Genomic DNA, 16,533 nt, shown 5'->3' with positions numbered 1-16,533 from the left:
CTGTCGTATATGGGACGACAAGCAAGATTCGTTACAGACAATAATGAGCAACCGCAGCGCTGACCACGTGAGGGTAGGCGTTGCGATTCACATCACAGCTATCCTTCCCGAGCAGCTTTGACGACAGGAGCCACAACCCGTGAACGATCAATCCCGCGGTGACGCCGACGGCGCGAACCCGCCGCCCGAGTATTCGGGTATTTCTGCGGGACAACCCACAGTTCGGCGGGTCCGCAAGCGCACCAACGTGCGCAGTAAGAGCTACAAGCGCAAGCGCCGACTCGTCGCCGCATCGGGCATCGCTGCGATGGTCATCGTTGCGTTCGGTCTCTGGTTGGGCTACTCGGCCCGAGAGGCGCGGACAAATCTCTACGAGGCTCGCAACCACGCACAGCTGGCAAAGAATGCGTTACTGGCCGGTAACACCGAGGACGCGGAGCGCTCGTCCGCCGATGCCGACAAGTACGCCACAAAGGCACACGACTTCACCCACAATCTTCCGTGGAGCCTCGCCGCATCCGTTCCGTGGCTGGGCAGCCCATTCGAGACCTCGCAGCAGATATCTGATGTGGTGCAGGGGCTCACCTCCGATGTGTTGAAGCCTGCGGTCGCTGCCGGGACATCATTGGCCCCCAACGAGTTGCTTGCGTCCGGCGGCAAAGTCAACCTTCGGCCTCTACAGGACGCAGCGCCTGTACTTCAGCAGACCGCCGAGGCCGCCCTCAGCCTGAATGTGCAGGCACAGCGAATCGAGGAACCGGCTTTCATGGGATCGGTGAAGGACGCGCGGGCACAGCTGCAGGATCAGACCGCTGAACTCTCCAAGTTGCTGGGTAACACCGCAATTGCCGCCGAGGTGGCACCGACAATGCTGGGCGCTGACGGTCCTCGTAACTACTTCATGGCGTTCCAGACCAACGCTGAAGCACGCAGCACCGGTGGGCTGCTGGGCGGCTACGGCATCGTTCGCGCGAACGACGGTGTCGCCCGGATCGATTCGTTGGGACGTAACTCTGATTTGCCGATGGACAGTCAACCGATTGATCTCGGCCCAGAGTACGACGCCCAGTACGGCCGCAGCCGGCCCACCACTGATTTTCGGAACAGCAACCTCAGTTCGCACTTTCCGTATGCCGCCCAAATCTGGAAATCTTTGTGGGCGCAGGATTCCGGCGAGCAGGTGGATGGCGTCATCGCTACCGACCCCGTTGCGCTGAGTTACGTGTTGAGCGCCATCGGACCGATTACGATGCCGGACGGTGAGGTGATCAATGCCGACAACGTCGTCGAACTCACCGAGTCCACGGCCTATTTGCGTTTCGCGGACGACAACAACGCACGCAAGCAGTACCTGCAGACGGTAGCGGCCCGGGTCGTCGACAAGATGACCAGTCAGATCAAGTCACCCCAAAGACTCTTGGACGCGCTGGGCCGCGCGGTGAATGAGCGGCGGATCGCTGTGTGGAGTGCCCATCCCGACGAGCAGAAAGTACTCGCGGGCACGCCGCTCGGGCACACTGTCCCCGACGACGACGCACCGTTTGCCGGCGTGCTGATCAACAATCAGGCCGGCAACAAGCTCGACTACTACCTGACACGCGAAATCGACTACAGCGCCGAGAGCTGCAGCGAAGACTCACGACGATCAAAGGTCACCGTGAGACTGACAAACACCACGCCGGACGGCGATTTCCCTGACTACGTCGCGGGAACTTTCGTCAACGACCTCGGCGTCCCCAAGGGCACCAACGTTTCTGTTGTCTCGCTGCTCGCTACACAGGGTGCGCACCTACGGAATGTGACTGTAGACGGTAAGCCCACGCTATTCCTGAGCGGCAGGGAACTCGGACACCCCATATTCGACGTTCTCGTCCCCGTTCCGCAGGGCAAGACGACCGAGATCACATACCAGCTCACCGAACCCACAGCGCCAGGTGAGGCCCGGGTCCCGGTGCAGCCGTTGGTGGATTCGCCGAACGTCACGGTGAACGTGCCGAACTGCGGCAGCTGATCGGTGGGGTACCGCCGCTACTGCGGGTTCGCGTCGGGCGGCGGTATCTGGACGACGTTCTCGGTTTCGACGGACTGCACGCCGGGAACGGACTCGAGGAGGGCATGCTCGTCCTCCCCCACCGCGCCGGAAATGATTCCGATCGTGTGCAGTACCTGATCGACACGCATTCCGCGCAGCCGCAGCGCCGCGCCGACCGCCTCGATGTCGTCGAGGTGGTCGGCGTCGACGGTGACGGTGATCGCGATCATGCCGGTGCCTGGATCAGCCCCGACCCGACATCGAGGGACGGCAGCAGGAGTCTCCGGGCCTGTTGCGTGAGGACGGCCCACAGGTCGGTGCCCGTGCGTCCGGTCGCCTCACACCACAGCGCGGCGATGCCCGCGACGTGTGGGGCGGCCATGCTGGTCCCGCTCTTGGTGCCGTACCGCGTCGGCACGGGGACGGTCGAGAACACGCCCACCCCGGGACCCGCCACATCGATCTGACCGCCGATGACGGGGTTGCTGCGGGCCGAGAAGTTGGCCAGTCCGAGCGTCGAGTCGATCGCTGCGACGGCCATGATCGACGGGCTGTTCGCGGGTGGACCCACGAACCCCATGTTCCCTGCCGCGCGGTTTGCGTTGTTGCCTGCGGCCGCGACAATCAGCGACCCCGATGCCAGTGCCCGGCTGCCCACCGTCTCGTACGCAACGGACACCGCCTCCACGTTCGCACCGAGGGACATCGAGATGACCTGGCAGCCGTTCACGATCGCCCATTCGATTCCGGCGAGAATTCCCCGGTCGGCTCCGCGTCCCTGATCGGACAACACCTTGCCGACGAAGATGTCTGCCTTGTGGGCCACTCCGTATCGGCGGGTGCCGCTCGGGGACTTGGGGCCGCACGCGGTTCCGACGCAGTGCGTGCCGTGTCCGTGACCGTCCTGCGCGGCGGCACCCGGCACGAACGACTGGGCGGTGATGGTGCGGTTCTCGAAATCCGGATGCGCCAGATCGAGGACGGTGTCGAGGACGGCGACCTTGACGCCGAAGCCCCCGCACGCCGACGCGCTGACATTGGTGGCATGCAGTCCCCACGTGAGGTCCGCGGTGTCGGTGAAGCTTGCCACTTCGGCCTGCACCCGAGGATCGGTGCCGATGGAGAGGGCGTAGTGCATCAGTTCGGGTTCGATGGAGAGCACCGGGCCGTCGCCGGCCTCGGCCGCCCGTAGTGCCGCCAGTTGGTCGGGATCGGCGGTGACCACCGCGATCCCCAGTTCGTCGAACACGACGGCGTCGGCTGCCTGCGTCTCCGCCAGGTCCAGCGCGCTGGATTCGAATTCGGTGCTGCGTGCCACGTCGGACAGCCCCGCAACGTCGCGGAGTGTCTGTGCGGCGTCCGTTCGGTTGCCGCCTTCGGTGAAGACGACGACGTGGCTGCCCGTGACTTCGGGTTCGGAGGGGGCGGCGAGTGTGTTGTCGCCGTCGTTGTCGCCGTATGAATTTCCGTGTGATATCACGATGTCGTCCTTGATCGGGGTGAGTCATTGAGGTGAGCGCTGTGGGTCGGTTCGATCGTCGACCGGCGTTCAGAGGGGGCCTTCAGTGTTCGAACACCTCAACGCTCCATCGATTGGTCCCGAATTCCACGAGTGGCGCTCTACCCGACTATTGGGTGGACCGAGCCGGCGGGCAGAGTAGTTCGGCTCACGCCGCCGTCGACTTGGGGTGATACCAGTCGACGACGACGGACCGCACTCCCACCGATGCGATCATCGTGCGGATGGGGCCGTCGACACACAATTGGCTCTCGACGTGTCGTGCGCTGGAGCAATCACAGATGTTCGGCGTGGCCGTCAGCCCGATCAGGATTTCCGGGGACGCGCTGGAGCGGCCGCCCTCGATGAGGAGCATCTCCTCGTCGACGACGCGAACCGCGACGTCCCGGCCGTCCGCGACGTCTCCGACGACCAGCGCGAGGTAATCGACATCGTCGTCCTCGTCGCGGGCGGCGATCAGACGGGCCGTGCAGGTTCCCAGTGGCACGAGTTCGTCCAGCACCAGATCGGTGGACTCGGATTCGCGGAGTTCGACCCGTCTCGCCGTCCAACTGAAGAAGGGCTCCGGCCGCGCGGTCATGACGTTCTCCTGTAGTTCGACGCAATAACTTTCCGCGATACCCATTCAGCGTGGCCGAGGTGTCGGCTAATCTCGCGAGTAGGGCCCTACTCGAACACGCGGGACACGCCTCGGGTCGAGAACGAAACCGAACCGGCGCCCGTGCCGGCCTACTCAACCCGTCGACGCTTCTGGAGTATTGCGGCGAAAAGCGACTCCGAGGTTGTATTGCACTGTTTCGCTCCGCAACTCGCGTTCGATCCTCGTCGCGGTGCTGTTTCCGGGGGCGCGAGAATCTAGAATCAGACCTATGGGTCCGGTGTGGCCTCTCGTTCAGCGACAAGTCGAGTTCGACGCGATCACCGCGTCGCTCACGGCTCGGTCCGGAGGATGCGGTGTCGTCCTCACGGGCGATCCCGGCGTCGGCAAGACCACTCTCGCGCGGTTCGCCACCGAGTCATTGCCCCAAGAGGTGAAATGGGTGGCGGGCACCGAGTCGGCGCGGAGCATTCCGCTGGGAGTGTTCGCCCATCTGGTCGGAACGTCTACCTCCCGGGATCCGGTCGCGTTTCTGTCCGCGGCGCGGCAGGCGCTCCTCGACGACGGTCACAGTCACGACGTGGTGGTCGGCGTGGACGACGCTCATCTCCTCGATCAGCTGTCGGCAACGTTCCTTCACCAGCTCGCCCTCGACAAGGCCGTCCACATCGTCGCCACCGTTCGCAACGGTGAGACCGTCCCCGACGCGATCACGTCGTTGTGGAAGGACGGCCACCTGCTGCGACTCGAACTGGCGCCGTTCAGCCGGGATCAGAGCATCGAACTGATCGAGTCCGTGCTCGACGGCCCCCTCGAGGGGCTGAGCGCCGACATGATCTGGGAGGCGTCCGGTGGGAACGCGTTGTTCGTCCGGCACCTGGTGGAGGGCGCCCTCGAAGCCGGGACGCTGCGCCGCTCCGGTGGCGTCTGGCAGTTGCGGGGACGCGCCGCCATCACGTCCGAACTCGCATCACTGCTGGAGCACCGGATCGATCAGATTCCCCACGACGTGTTGCAGGCGTTGCAGCTTCTCACGTTCTGCGAGCCGCTCGATCTGGACATCCTCGGTCAGCTGGCGGGCGAGGACGCAGTGGAGGAGGCCGAGCGACGCGGCCTCGTCAGGATCGTCGAGGACGGACGCCGCCTCGACGTCCGCTACACGCATCCGCTGTTCGGTGAGGTGATCCGGCGACGGGTGGGGCGCGCGGCGGGGCGGCGGCTCCGCGGACAGCTCGTGGAGGCGTTGAGCAGTCGCGCCGTGGTCGGGTCGTCGAATCGGATTCGGCTGGCAGAGTTGGCCCTCGACAGCGACCGATCCGTCGAGCCCGCCCTGCTGGTCGACGCCGCCGAGGACGCCATCGGTTTGGCGAATGTTCCTCTGGGGGAACGGCTCGCCCGCGCGGCACTCGACCAGACCGGCAGCTTCGAGGCGGCCGACCTCCTGGCCCGAGCTCTGCTGTGGCAGGGACACGCCACCGAGGCGGAGTCGTTGCTGCGCTCCTTTTCGCCCGACAGCCTCGACCAGGTGCAGCTGGTGCGCTGGGGCACGTCGCGGATCGCGAACCTGTTCTGGGCGAGCGGCGAGTCGGAGAAGGCCGACGAGGTCCTCGCGGTACTCCGCGCGAAGGTGACGCACCCCAGTCTCGTGCCGATCATCGAGGGAATCGGCTCGGTGTGCGCGGTGTTCGAGAATCGGCCCGAGGAAGCGGCGGCAGCAGCGATGGCGATACTGGCCGCCGATCGGGTGTTGCCGTGGGCGGTCGAGTGGGCATTCTTCGGTGGCGGACTGTCGCTGGCCTTGATGGGACGCGGCGACCGGGTGCCCGAGCTGGCGGCACGCAGCGCGGCGGTGGCCGATCAGATCGACGGGCTTCTGCGGTTCCCCGCCGCACACGGTGAGATCCTCGCGTTGACGCTCACCGGACAGTTCGCCGCGGCGCAACGCCGGGCCGAGGAGTACCTCTCGTTGGCGTCGAGCGGCCGATACGTTGCGTGGGGGCTTGCGAACATCCTGGTCGGGACCGTGGAGGTTGCCCGCGGCCGGTTCAACGACGCTGTGGGTCGCCTCGAGCAGGCGATCGCCGCCCTCAACGTGGGCGATACGGCCGACGCCATCTCGTGGAGCTTCCCCGCCTACATCGTCCTCGGTCAGGCATATGCGGAACTCGGTCGCATCCACGAGGCGGACGGGATCATCACCGCTGCGCAGGCCCGGAACGGCAGGCACGTTGCCGTGTTCGGGCCCCAGCTCGTGATGTCGCAGGCGTGGCTCGCCGCGGCGCGAGGGGAAACCTCCCGGGCGGTCGAGCTGTCTCGTTCCGCTGCAGAGGCCGCGTGCACAGCCGGTCAATTCGGCATCGAGGCGGTCGCGCTGCACCTTGCCACCCGGTTCGGTGACACGACAACCGCGGCGCGTCTCGCCGAGTTGGCCGACATCTGCGATGGCCAACTTGTCGACATCATTGGCCGACACGCGGCAGCGATCGCGACTGGCGACGGATGCGGTGTGGCATCGGCGGCAGCGGAGTTCGAGACGATCGGCGCCCTGCCGGATGCCGCAGACGCTTATGCACTGGCGGCGATCGCGTTTACACATGCCGGAGACAGACGGCGTTCGATCAAGTGCGCTGATGCGGCCGAAGCCCTGTCGGCCCGCTGCGACCACATGTCGTCCCCCGCTCTCGTGAAGGCCGCACATCCACTCCCCCTCACGAGTCGTGAGCGGGAGGTGGCCTCGATGGCGGCGGCTGGGTTGTCGAATAGGCAGATTGCCGATCGGCTGTTCGTGTCAGTGCGGACGGTGGAGGGCCATATCTACCGGGCGTATATGAAACTCGATGTCGGTGATCGCAACGGGTTGGCGGAGTCGATGGGGCCGCCACGGATCCACGCCGACCGAACCACCGGAATCGTCCGCACCTGGAGGGACGAAGAGGGCTGGGGCGTCATCGATTCCGATGCGACTCCCGGTGGCGCGTGGACGCACCACAGCAACCTCACCGGTTCGGGTTTTCGTTCGCTGACGCCCGGGCACAAGGTGACATTCGAGCCAGAGACGGTGGCCGGCGGGACGCAGGACGGCTACCACTACCGGGCACTGGATGTTCGAAAGGTGGAGTAGAGCCGCCTTCGGCTTTGCCGTCATCTCGAGTATCGAGAAGTCAGCATCGCACCTGGAGGAATGCGTTGATGCCCCCGACGGTTTGGGAGACGTAGAGGAGCTCCCAGCGGGCGACGCTGCCCTGGTGGTCCCGCGGGACCGGCCACATCACGAGTTACCACCCAGTTCGGTGACGCGACTACCGCCAGTCGTCTCGGCGATTGGCCGACATCTGCGACGGCCATTTTGCCGAGAATGCGGCCAGGCATGCCGACGCAGGGCAGTCGGGCGACGGGTGTGATGGGGCATCGGCAGCGGAGTTCGAGAGACCGGGTGACCAGCCCGCTGCCGTGGACGCCTGTGCTCGGGTAGTAATCGCGTTCACGTCTGCCGGAGACGAGCGGCGTTCGAGCGAGCGCACTGCTGCGGTCGTAGCGCTTGTCGGCGTGGTGCGATCAGATGTCGTCGCCAGCATCGATGAAGACGCCGGTTCGCTGGCACTGCCCGCACTCCGGGCACGACGACATGCCGGCTCGGCAACAGGAATCGTCCTGTTGCGGAGTCGGCGATGTGTGGGGCGCCCCGGGTCAGGATGCTCGGGGCCGTGCCCTGTTGTGTGCAGGTATCGGTTTCCGGTCCCAGTCGACTTGCCGAGGTGGGATGAATATGGGGTGCCGGTCGGCTCCCATTTCTATTTCCCAGTCACTGTGGTGCATGAGCCGGTGATGAAATCCGCAGAGCAGTACCAGATTGCCCATGTCGGAGGGTCCCCCGGCGGACCAGTGGATGATGTGATGGCCCTCGCACCATGATGGCGGCGCTCCGCATCCGGGGAATGCGCATCCTCGATCTCTCGCCACCAACGCTTTTCGCTGTCTCTTGGTGATTGTCCGGGTGGAGATGCCGAGGTCGAGGGGCGATCCGTTCTCGTCGAGCACGATCGGCGTGTAGATCGAATCGCAGCTGAGGAGCCGGGCTGCTTTGATGCTCAGTGGCCCCATCCACTCGGTCCAGGCCACGCCGTCGACGGCGAAGAGTTGCCCATCGGGCACCGGCGCACTGTTCTGTTCTCGCGCACTGCAGTCGGTGTGGTCGGCGAGGTCTTTGATGTTGACGTGGAGGGAGACGTGTGGCCGTTCGCCACCTTCTTCGCCGGCGATCCCGGAATCGAGGTAGCGGCGCAGCAGTTCGGTGAACCCGTCGGCCCGTCGTTGTCCGGGGGTGCGGTCGTCTTTGGTTCCGTCTTGCGCAGGTCGTGGCTTGGAGAGGCCGGACAGCGCCGACAGCAGCATTTCACCGGTCACCGCATCCAGGTCGCCCTTCACCGCGATGCGTCCGTTCAGGGTTTTGGAGGCGTGGAACTCGTTGCGTTCGGTGTCTTCACTCGGCGGCGGGTCATCCGATTCGAAGACGCGCTCCAGTCGGGCGATCACCGCACGCACCGCATCGGTGTTCGCGGTCGGACCGGTTGCGGCGAAGAGCAACGCGTTCCGGCAGTCGTCCATCGCCTCGTCCGGCATGCCCTTGGGCGGCCGTTCACAGAACTTCATGACGAGCGCAGCGTGTTCCGCCGAGATGTTGGTGCCGAAGAATTGATCCGCGATCTCCGGCTGGAACCGCAAACCCCGACCCAACATCACAATTCGCCCCGCCGCACCGACCTCGAGCAACGTCTTGGACGCCAGCCACATCTTGGCGTTCGGAAATCCCAGCACATCCACCGTGCAGCGGTGGTCGACGGCGCCGACGAGCTTGACGCGCAGCGCTTCGAGTCGCTGAATCTCGTCCGAGATACGAACGACCGATTCGAGCAGCTCCGCCTCTGCCAGCCGCCACGCATCACCCACCGCGGTTGTCAGAATCTCGTCCGACAACGCCCCCTGGATTTCCTCCCCAATCCCCATGTTCGAATCTTACTTCGAACATACATTCGAGTCAACGGTCGGCGAATATTTACCCGCGAGCACGACTCGTCGCGTGACAATGACTGCATGGCAACTACCGGGGTCGTCCGTAGCTGGAACATCGAGGAGATGCAGGGCATCATCGATTCCGACGAAACTCCGGGCGGATGCTGGACGTTGTTCCACAGCGTCGCGGTCGAGGGCTTCCCCGCGCTACGCGAGGGCCAGCGGGTGGAGTTCGAGCGGAACGCGCTCGACAACCCAATGAACGGGTGCAATTTCTCCACGATTCGCGCGTGGCCAGCGGGGAGCGAGCCGTACGTCGCGCCACCGCGGGACAGCCCTTACGCGTCCCGATTGTGGATCACCTTTCCCGACGGCACGGCGAGGGAGATCACCGAAGCGGATCTTCCTCCCGCGCCCCCGCGGGAGCACGCAGACCGCACTACCGGGATCGTGCGCACGTGGAGCGACGAAGAGGGCTGGGGTGTGATCGATTCCGACGCCACTCCCGGTGGCGCGTGGGCGCACTTCAGCTATGTCTCAGGCCCGGGGTTTCGCTTCCTGACTCCGGGACACCGGGTCACGTTCGAGCCCGAATCGACGATCGGCGGAACGCAGGACGGCTACCAGTTCCGGGCACTGGATGTTCGGAAGGTGGACTAGATCAGCCGCCGCACCCTTCGCAACCGAGAGCCAGAATTCAGGAACGACCCTGGAAGAACGCCTTCACGAACCCGAACGTCTGATAGAGGTAGATGTATTCCCATTGGGCGAAGCTGAAGTCGTAGTCTCGCGGGACCGGCCGCATGACGATCTCGCCGTCGAAGCACTGGGAGAAGATGTACCGCGCACGCGGCAGGTGGTATCGCCAGCTGATCACCATGACGCTGGTCCACCCGTGCTGCGCCGCGAGGTCCCGCGTGAACAGGGCCTCGCCTCGCGTCGTACTCGGTTGCGGCCTGACGCAGGTAACGGTAAAGGCCGGGTCCCGAGTAGCACAGAATTCAGCCATTCCTCGCTCCCTCGGCCCATACGGGTTCGAGAGCACCACGTTCGTCGAGATGCCCTGCCGCGCAAACTCGATGCCGTACTCCTCGCGGCCGTCGCGCTCACCACCGAGTACGATGATGGCATCGACAGGCCTGATCGAATCGGCTCGCGCCGTGGCGTAGACGAAATGTCCACCCGCGCCCAACCCGACCGCGCCCACACCAGCAGCCCCGAGCACACACACGACGAAAAGCACTAGTCGTCTCATGGCCAATCTCCGCTTCTCTCAGTGAGACTCCCGGCCGACTTCGAGTAGCTGTAGCAGATAGTCTCCGTATCCCGACTTCGCCAATTGATTAGCCCGGTCCCTCAACTCGTCGTCGGAAATGAATCCTCGACGCCAGGAAACTTCTTCGGGCGCGCCGATCTTCAATCCTTGCCGCTGTTCGATGGTACGTACGTAGTTCGACGCATCGAGGAGTGAATCGAACGTACCTGTGTCGAGCCAAGCGGTTCCTCGCGGCAGGACCTCGACGTTTAGACGCCCCGCCTCGAGGTAGGCCCTGTTAACATCAGTGATCTCGTACTCGCCGCGGTCGGACGGCCGGAGTCCTTTCGCGATCTCTACGACATCGTTGTCGTAGAAATAGAGACCCGGAACTGCATAGTTCGACTTCGGAGTCGACGGCTTCTCTTCGAGGGAGAGCGCCCGACCRCAGTCGTCGAACTGGACGACCCCGTAGGCGGACGGGTCAGCAACCCAATAGGCGAAAATCGATCCGCCGTCGAGATCCTCAAACCTGCCCAGCTGATGGCCGAGACCAGCTCCGTAGAAGATGTTGTCGCCGAGTACGAGTGCTACCGAATCGGTTCCTACGTGCTCCGCACCAAGAACGAAAGCCTGAGCAAGGCCGTTCGGTTGATGCTGCACCGTGTAGGTGAGGTTGACACCGAACTGGGAACCGTCACCAAGCAACCGCTGGAACTGGTCAGCATCATGCGGCGTCGTGATGATCAGTATGTCGCGAATGCCGGCAAGCATCAGGGTTGTCAGTGGGTAGTAGATCATCGGCTTGTCGTACACGGGCACGAGTTGCTTGCTGATGCCGATGGTAATTGGGTGAAGGCGGGTCCCCGAACCGCCGGCCAGGATGATGCCCTTCATACGCAGATCCATACTCCTAGTTCCTCAGTCGAGACCATTGATCCACTCCCTCACATCGAGATACTGAGGAAGCAGACCGGACGCGCCAGCTTCGGACAGGGAGGGGGCTGCGGTGTCCTTCTCGGACAGGATCAGTTCGAGGGGCTTCCCTGATCGCGAAGTCGTCGGCCAGTCGATACCCAGCTGTGGGTCGAGCGGGTTAATGCCGTGCTCGCAGCCGGGCGAATATCCCTCCGAACACAGGTACACCACCGCGGACCCGTCCTCCAGTGAGAGGAACGCATGACCGAGACCTTCGGAAATGTAGATTGCGCGTCGGTTGACATCGTCGAGTAGTACCGAGTCCCATGAACCGAAGGTCGGTGAACCCAGGCATATGTCGACTACCACATCGAGTACAGATCCTTGGATGCACGTGACGTACTTCGCCTGTCCAGGTGGTACATCCGCGAAATGGATGCCGCGCAGAACGCCGGCCGCCGACACGGAGCAGTTTGCCTGAGCAAGATTCAGCGAATGCCCAACGGCCTCGACGAAGGCCGGCTCCTTGAACCATTCGAGGAATACCCCTCTGTCATCCCCGAACTGCTTCGGCGTGATCTCCCACGAACCGGCGACCTCGAGCTGTCGGAATTCCACTGTCATACCCTTTGGTTTTGGTATCGCGACTCGACGGCGTCCTTGTCGTTCTCCCACCATGTCGGGTTATCTCGATACCAGTCGATGGTCGCCTGCAGTCCTGCGCGGAAGTCGTTGTAGCGCGGCTGCCATCCGAGCTCGTTGCGCAGCGTCGTTGAGTCGATGGCGTATCTGAGGTCGTGCCCGGCCCTGTCTGTGACGTGGTCGAAATCATCGGGGTCCTTGTCCATCAGCTCGAGGATCATTCGAACGACGGACAGGTTGTCGAGTTCGCCATCGGCGCCGATGAGGTAAGTACGTCCGATCAAGCCCGCCTCGAGGATCCTCCAGACAGCTGAGTTGTGGTCTTCGACGTGGATCCAGTCACGAACGTTCATTCCCGCGCCGTACAGCTTGGGACGCACACCAGTCAAGATGTTCGTGATCTGACGAGGAATAAACTTTTCGATATGCTGGTATGGACCGTAGTTGTTGGAGCAGTTAGACAATGTCGCTCGGACTCCAAATGACCGCACCCAAGCACGAACGAGCATGTCCGAGGCCGCCTTCGTTGCCGAGTAGGGGCTCGACGGATTGTATGGCGTGTCCACGGTGAACCTTGACGGGTCATCCAATTCGAGGTCGCCGTACACCTCGTCGGTCGACACATGGTGGTATCGCACGTCGTGCTGTCGCACCGCTTGGAGCAGTGTATACGTACCGACGATATTGGTCTGAAGAAACGGCGATGGATCCACGAGCGAGTTGTCGTTGTGGGATTCAGCAGCGAAGTGCACAACGGCATCCGCGTCAGAGACGAGATTGTCCACCAGGTCGGCGTCTGCGACGTCACCTTCTACGAAGTCGATCGAATCATCGACCGTAGAGAGCGAGGTTCGCGATCCGGCGTATGTCAGCGCGTCGAGGACGGTCACGCGAACCTCTGGCTGCTCGCGCACAACGGTGTGCACAAAGTTCGATCCGATGAAGCCGGCGCCGCCGGTCACCAAAATTTGCATCACGGACGCCCGAGCCCGCGATACGTCCATCCGGCGTCGCGCCATTGCTGCGGATCGAGGCAGTTGCGGCCGTCGATCAGTACCTTTTTGCGCACCACAGCATCCAGATCTGCTGGCTGGAGTTTCTGGAACTCAGGCCATTCGGTCAGCACCAGGACCACATCGGCTCCCTCGCACGCATCTAGAGCTGTGTCCGAGTATCCGAGTGTGGGGAACAGCGCCCGCGAATTGTCCATCGCCTTCGGGTCATACACGTTGACAGCGGCACCCTGAAGCTGAATCTGACCGGCGACATTCAGAGCAGGGGAATCGCGCACATCATCAGAGTCTGGCTTGAATGCCGCGCCCAACACAGCGACCCTGGCGCCCAGAAGTGAACCGCATGCCTCGCGCGCGAGCTCGACCATGCGGGTTCGACGGCGCATGTTGATGTTGTCGACTTCGCGGAGGAAGGTGAGGGCCTGGTCTGCACCCAACTCACCCGCCCGCGCCATGAATGCCCGGATGTCCTTCGGCAGGCAGCCGCCTCCGAACCCGAGGCCGGCGTTCAGGAAGCGCCGTCCAATACGAGCGTCGTGACCAATGGCGTCAGCAAGCACAGTCACGTCGGCGCCGGATGCTTCACACACTTCCGCAATGGCATTGATGAACGAGATCTTGGTTGCGAGAAACGCGTTTGCAGACGCCTTCACAAGTTCGGCTGTGGCAAGGTCTGATACCAGAAACGGGATCCCCTCATCCAGCAGCTGGGTGTACACCTCGCGTGCCACGGCCTCAGCTCGACCGGGTCGATTGCGATCCACGCCGAGCACCAGACGATCCGGGTGCAATGTGTCTTGAACGGCGAACCCTTCGCGCAAAAACTCGGGATTCCACGCTACCTCGACGGCATCTCCAGCCGGCGACAGTTCGCGCGCACGCGCGCCGAGCCGTTCAGCAGTTCCGACCGGGACTGTCGACTTACCGAAGATCACGGCCGGCACGGTGAGAAGTGGTGCCAGTGTTTCGATGACCGCGTCGACGAACTTGAGGTCAGCGGCGAACTCCCCCTTCTTCTGTGGGGTTCCAACGCCGAGGAAATGGATGTCGGCAAACTCGGCCGCCTCCTCGTACGAGGACGTGAAGCGAAGCCGGCCGGCCGCGATGTTTCGCCGCAGGACTTCCTCGAGTCCCGGCTCGTAAAAGGGCACCTCGCCGGCTTCGAGCTTGGCGAGCTTGGCCGCGTCGACATCGACGCCGAGCACCTCGTGGCCCAGTTCAGCCATGCACGCCGCATGTGTCGCACCGAGGTAACCAGTGCCGAACACTGAAATTCTCACATTCATTCGCAAGACTCCGATCTATCCCCAAAAGAACTATCGTCAAAGAATGACGCTGACCTGGTCGAAATTACGACCGGAGCATCGACAAGACCGCGATGGATTCATCTGTTCGCTACCACCCAAGTGCGAAGACCATCAGCCCTGCGCGCCAACAACCTGAGCACCACGACGTCGAATTGCATAATGCGCACCGCTCGCAATTCCACGCACGGCCGAAACCATCTTTTCAGTCCGCCCAACAGGCTCACGACCCGCCCGCGCCAAAATTCGCAATGCCTCAAGTACCGCACTGCGTGACCATAGATAACAGACACCGGAAGAATCCGCCAACACCACCATGCGGTTTCGTTCCATATAGTAGTAGTAAAGCCCACTCTTTCCGTGTGTGCTTGTAGTCGCTCCGACTTCATGCCAAATCATGGCCGCAGGGTCAACCACCATTCTCATACCCAGTTCGCTGGCACGTAGGCATAAATCAGCATCTTCCCAATACATAAACAGGTCGGTACGGAATCCGCCCAGCCTCCACCAAGCGGATACAGAAATCATGACCGCCGCTGCAGTCAAGAAATCGCACTCGACCGCCACCTCCGGACGATAACCCCAGTGGCTAGTACGCCCCCGCCGAATGTCAATCTCGCCACCGCCAAACCAGATCTCATCATCGATTCCGGTACAGATCACGGGTGACGCCATGTCGGCGCCATACTCATCCAGGGCCTGGGCCAATCGCACAGCAACATCCGAGGTCGCGACAGTGTCCGGATTCAGAATCCATATACGACCATCAGCGTCGGGGTTCAGCAGGTCAACGCCGGCGTTAACTGCGGCACCGAAGCCGACGTTGCTGGGCATCGCGACTGCGCGGATACGATGCCCTTCCACAACGCGCATTAGATTCCGAAACTCGCCGGAATCGACAGAGTTATCAACTACAACGGCACCGCGAAATATTGAGCAATCCAAAGATGCTAATAAGCGTGCGACCATACCGTGCGAGAAGTAGTTAACAATCACGAGAAATATCCCATTTTGCATCTAGAAACTCCCCTCTCCCACGTCGCGTATGAACCTTCCATATCCTACATGCTGCAAGGTTGCAAAAATAAACATACTACCGTCCGAAGAGTACCGAGAATGACGACCTTAGATGATTAACCCGGGGAATCCATGGACCGATGCCCACCCCCAAGAAAACCGACGCCGTTACCGATGTCGCAAGGAATCCAATCACTGAAGCAAGCGCTGCACCCATTAGACCAAGGGGCGGGCTCAGAAGTAGGAGCGCGACTAGACCGACGATAAATCCTGAGAAATGAACAATGCTCGCCCTACCCGGCTGGTTTCGTGCAACGAGACCAGATGTCATCACGTAATTACAGATGACAAACACGCCACCCACTGCCAAGACGATCGTGGCCGGGATGGCAGACCTAAACTCTCTTCCGAACGCCCACGGAATAACAAAAGGGGAAAGCGCGGAAACACCAAGTGCCGACAGTATCGCCAGCCAAACCGCCGCCCTCAGAGACTCATCAACACTCTTGCGACGATCTGCTTCCGATCCAGTGGCCATACCCTTAAACCCCGCGGCGCCGACAGCATGCCCAATTGGAGCCGGAGCTAATGCGATATTTACCGCCACAGCATAATTTCCGAGGGCTGCACTTCCGATCAGAGGCAACAGGAGGAGCTGGTTTAGACGATAGGAAGCAATCTCCGATATTTGCGCGCCAGAGGCGCGCCAAGCTTCTCGCACTAAGGGGCGCCAACTGACGCGATTCCCAAACCACGAAATAAACACAATTCGTGAAGTGATCAAATATGACACGCCAACGGACACTACATAGCTTGAAATAACGGCAGTGACAGAAACTCTGCTCGAAACGAACAGTCCAAGTATCAGAACGAAGTACGCTGCCGGCTGACTCAACGTGACCAACAGTATTTGAAAGTATTTCTGCTCTACGACCAGAAGACTAATTTGACAGTTTCGCGTGACAACGAGCGGAGTTAGCGCTAAGCCAACCACGAACCACACCCCTGCCTGTTCAGGAAGGTCAGAAAGAAGAGTCGCGTACAGCAGGAACGCGAAGCCAACACCTGGCACGATGGTTAGCAAGGAGAGCCATCGTGCGCTGCGAATGACAGCTTCCGACTGGGCATCAAGGGAGCATCTCCTTCGAACAGCCCAGGGCAGTCCGAATGCAAGTCCGATCGGAAGGATCATCAACGCCGTAGTGGCTGCCGCTACCAGCCCTCG

General features: G+C 62.3%; 14 protein-coding genes. 3 read left to right on the top strand and 11 right to left on the bottom strand.

Annotated features, from left to right (window positions below):
• Positions 1 to 139: 139 nt before the first annotated feature.
• Positions 140 to 2,011, top strand: a complete 1,872-nt coding sequence (locus AC1DWT_RS29940) for a DUF4012 domain-containing protein (RefSeq protein ID WP_477923396.1) — start codon at positions 140 to 142, stop codon at positions 2,009 to 2,011.
• Between the two features lie 17 nt (positions 2,012 to 2,028).
• Here the strand turns inward: AC1DWT_RS29940 and AC1DWT_RS29935 are convergent, their stop codons facing one another.
• The 3 genes from AC1DWT_RS29935 to AC1DWT_RS29925 all read right to left on the bottom strand — a co-directional run bounded on the left by AC1DWT_RS29935 (position 2,029) and on the right by AC1DWT_RS29925 (position 4,131).
• A complete protein-coding gene (locus AC1DWT_RS29935; protein WP_095861322.1) occupies positions 2,029 to 2,262 on the bottom strand; it encodes a hypothetical protein in 234 nt (77 codons plus the stop codon).
• The gene (locus AC1DWT_RS29930) at positions 2,259 to 3,512 is read right to left on the bottom strand and encodes a S8 family serine peptidase (RefSeq protein ID WP_477923395.1); all 1,254 of its coding nucleotides are present in this window, start codon (positions 3,510 to 3,512) and stop codon (positions 2,259 to 2,261) included. Before AC1DWT_RS29930 ends, AC1DWT_RS29935 begins: the two co-directional genes overlap by 4 nt.
• 187 nt (positions 3,513 to 3,699) lie before the next feature.
• Entirely contained in the window at positions 3,700 to 4,131 is a 432-nt protein-coding gene (locus AC1DWT_RS29925; RefSeq protein ID WP_387485459.1) for a GTP cyclohydrolase II, read from the bottom strand.
• 289 nt (positions 4,132 to 4,420) lie between these two features.
• Between AC1DWT_RS29925 and AC1DWT_RS29920 the strand changes: the two genes are divergently transcribed.
• Complete coding sequence (locus AC1DWT_RS29920; RefSeq protein WP_477923392.1) at positions 4,421 to 7,270, top strand: LuxR C-terminal-related transcriptional regulator; 2,850 nt, start codon at positions 4,421 to 4,423, stop codon at positions 7,268 to 7,270.
• 566 nt (positions 7,271 to 7,836) lie between these two features.
• Here AC1DWT_RS29920 and AC1DWT_RS29915 read toward each other — a convergent pair.
• Positions 7,837 to 9,153, bottom strand: a complete 1,317-nt coding sequence (locus tag AC1DWT_RS29915) for an HNH endonuclease signature motif containing protein (RefSeq protein WP_477923391.1) — start codon at positions 9,151 to 9,153, stop codon at positions 7,837 to 7,839.
• An 87-nt stretch (positions 9,154 to 9,240) separates the two neighbouring features.
• Here AC1DWT_RS29915 and AC1DWT_RS29910 point away from each other — a divergent pair, with 87 nt between their 5' ends.
• Positions 9,241 to 9,819, top strand: a complete 579-nt coding sequence (locus tag AC1DWT_RS29910) for a cold-shock protein (protein WP_477923388.1) — start codon at positions 9,241 to 9,243, stop codon at positions 9,817 to 9,819.
• A 37-nt stretch (positions 9,820 to 9,856) separates the two neighbouring features.
• On the opposite strand, the gene AC1DWT_RS29905 is transcribed toward AC1DWT_RS29910, so the two are convergent.
• From AC1DWT_RS29905 to AC1DWT_RS29875, 7 genes are all read right to left on the bottom strand, one after another.
• On the bottom strand, positions 9,857 to 10,414 hold the full coding sequence (locus AC1DWT_RS29905; RefSeq protein WP_477923386.1) for a YdcF family protein: 558 nt from the start codon (positions 10,412 to 10,414) through the stop codon (positions 9,857 to 9,859).
• An 18-nt stretch (positions 10,415 to 10,432) separates the two neighbouring features.
• Positions 10,433 to 11,311, bottom strand: coding sequence for a glucose-1-phosphate thymidylyltransferase RfbA (gene rfbA, locus AC1DWT_RS29900; RefSeq protein ID WP_477923384.1), 879 nt, complete (start codon positions 11,309 to 11,311; stop codon positions 10,433 to 10,435).
• Between the two features lie 24 nt (positions 11,312 to 11,335).
• Entirely contained in the window at positions 11,336 to 11,956 is a 621-nt protein-coding gene (locus tag AC1DWT_RS29895; protein ID WP_477923404.1) for a dTDP-4-dehydrorhamnose 3,5-epimerase family protein, read from the bottom strand.
• Positions 11,953 to 12,948 carry a dTDP-glucose 4,6-dehydratase gene (gene rfbB, locus AC1DWT_RS29890; protein ID WP_477923382.1) on the bottom strand — a complete coding sequence of 332 codons (996 nt, stop codon included), beginning with the start codon at positions 12,946 to 12,948 and terminating at the stop codon, positions 11,953 to 11,955. The genes AC1DWT_RS29895 and rfbB overlap by 4 nt, the downstream gene beginning before the upstream one ends.
• Positions 12,948 to 14,273, bottom strand: coding sequence for a UDP-glucose dehydrogenase family protein (locus tag AC1DWT_RS29885; protein WP_477923381.1), 1,326 nt, complete (start codon positions 14,271 to 14,273; stop codon positions 12,948 to 12,950). Before AC1DWT_RS29885 ends, rfbB begins: the two co-directional genes overlap by 1 nt.
• Positions 14,274 to 14,405: 132 nt before the next feature.
• Positions 14,406 to 15,308 (bottom strand): glycosyltransferase family 2 protein, encoded by a 903-nt coding sequence (locus AC1DWT_RS29880; protein ID WP_477923379.1) that lies wholly within the window; start codon positions 15,306 to 15,308, stop codon positions 14,406 to 14,408.
• A 76-nt stretch (positions 15,309 to 15,384) separates the two neighbouring features.
• On the bottom strand, positions 15,385 to 16,533 hold a 1,149-nt coding region (locus AC1DWT_RS29875), incomplete at its 5' end, for a lipopolysaccharide biosynthesis protein (protein ID WP_477923377.1).

The organism is Rhodococcus sp. P4_B6, assembly GCF_056402215.1.
The sequence above is the reverse complement of the archived record's forward strand: the minus strand, read 5'-3'. Positions and strand labels throughout refer to the sequence as shown.

Excerpts from the sequence above, each read along its gene's own strand:
- AC1DWT_RS29935 (WP_095861322.1), bottom strand. The coding sequence starts at position 2,262 with ATGATCGCGATCACCGTCACCGTCGACGCCGACCACCTCGACGACATC.
- AC1DWT_RS29915 (WP_477923391.1), bottom strand. The coding sequence starts at position 9,153 with ATGGGGATTGGGGAGGAAATCCAGGGGGCGTTGTCGGACGAGATTCTG.
- AC1DWT_RS29925 (WP_387485459.1), bottom strand. The coding sequence starts at position 4,131 with ATGACCGCGCGGCCGGAGCCCTTCTTCAGTTGGACGGCGAGACGGGTC.
- AC1DWT_RS29905 (WP_477923386.1), bottom strand. The coding sequence starts at position 10,414 with ATGAGACGACTAGTGCTTTTCGTCGTGTGTGTGCTCGGGGCTGCTGGT.
- AC1DWT_RS29885 (WP_477923381.1), bottom strand. The coding sequence starts at position 14,273 with ATGAATGTGAGAATTTCAGTGTTCGGCACTGGTTACCTCGGTGCGACA.
- AC1DWT_RS29910 (WP_477923388.1), top strand. The coding sequence starts at position 9,241 with ATGGCAACTACCGGGGTCGTCCGTAGCTGGAACATCGAGGAGATGCAG.
- AC1DWT_RS29880 (WP_477923379.1), bottom strand. The coding sequence starts at position 15,308 with ATGCAAAATGGGATATTTCTCGTGATTGTTAACTACTTCTCGCACGGT.
- rfbB (WP_477923382.1), bottom strand. The coding sequence starts at position 12,948 with ATGCAAATTTTGGTGACCGGCGGCGCCGGCTTCATCGGATCGAACTTT.
- AC1DWT_RS29895 (WP_477923404.1), bottom strand. The coding sequence starts at position 11,956 with ATGACAGTGGAATTCCGACAGCTCGAGGTCGCCGGTTCGTGGGAGATC.
- AC1DWT_RS29920 (WP_477923392.1), top strand. The coding sequence starts at position 4,421 with ATGGGTCCGGTGTGGCCTCTCGTTCAGCGACAAGTCGAGTTCGACGCG.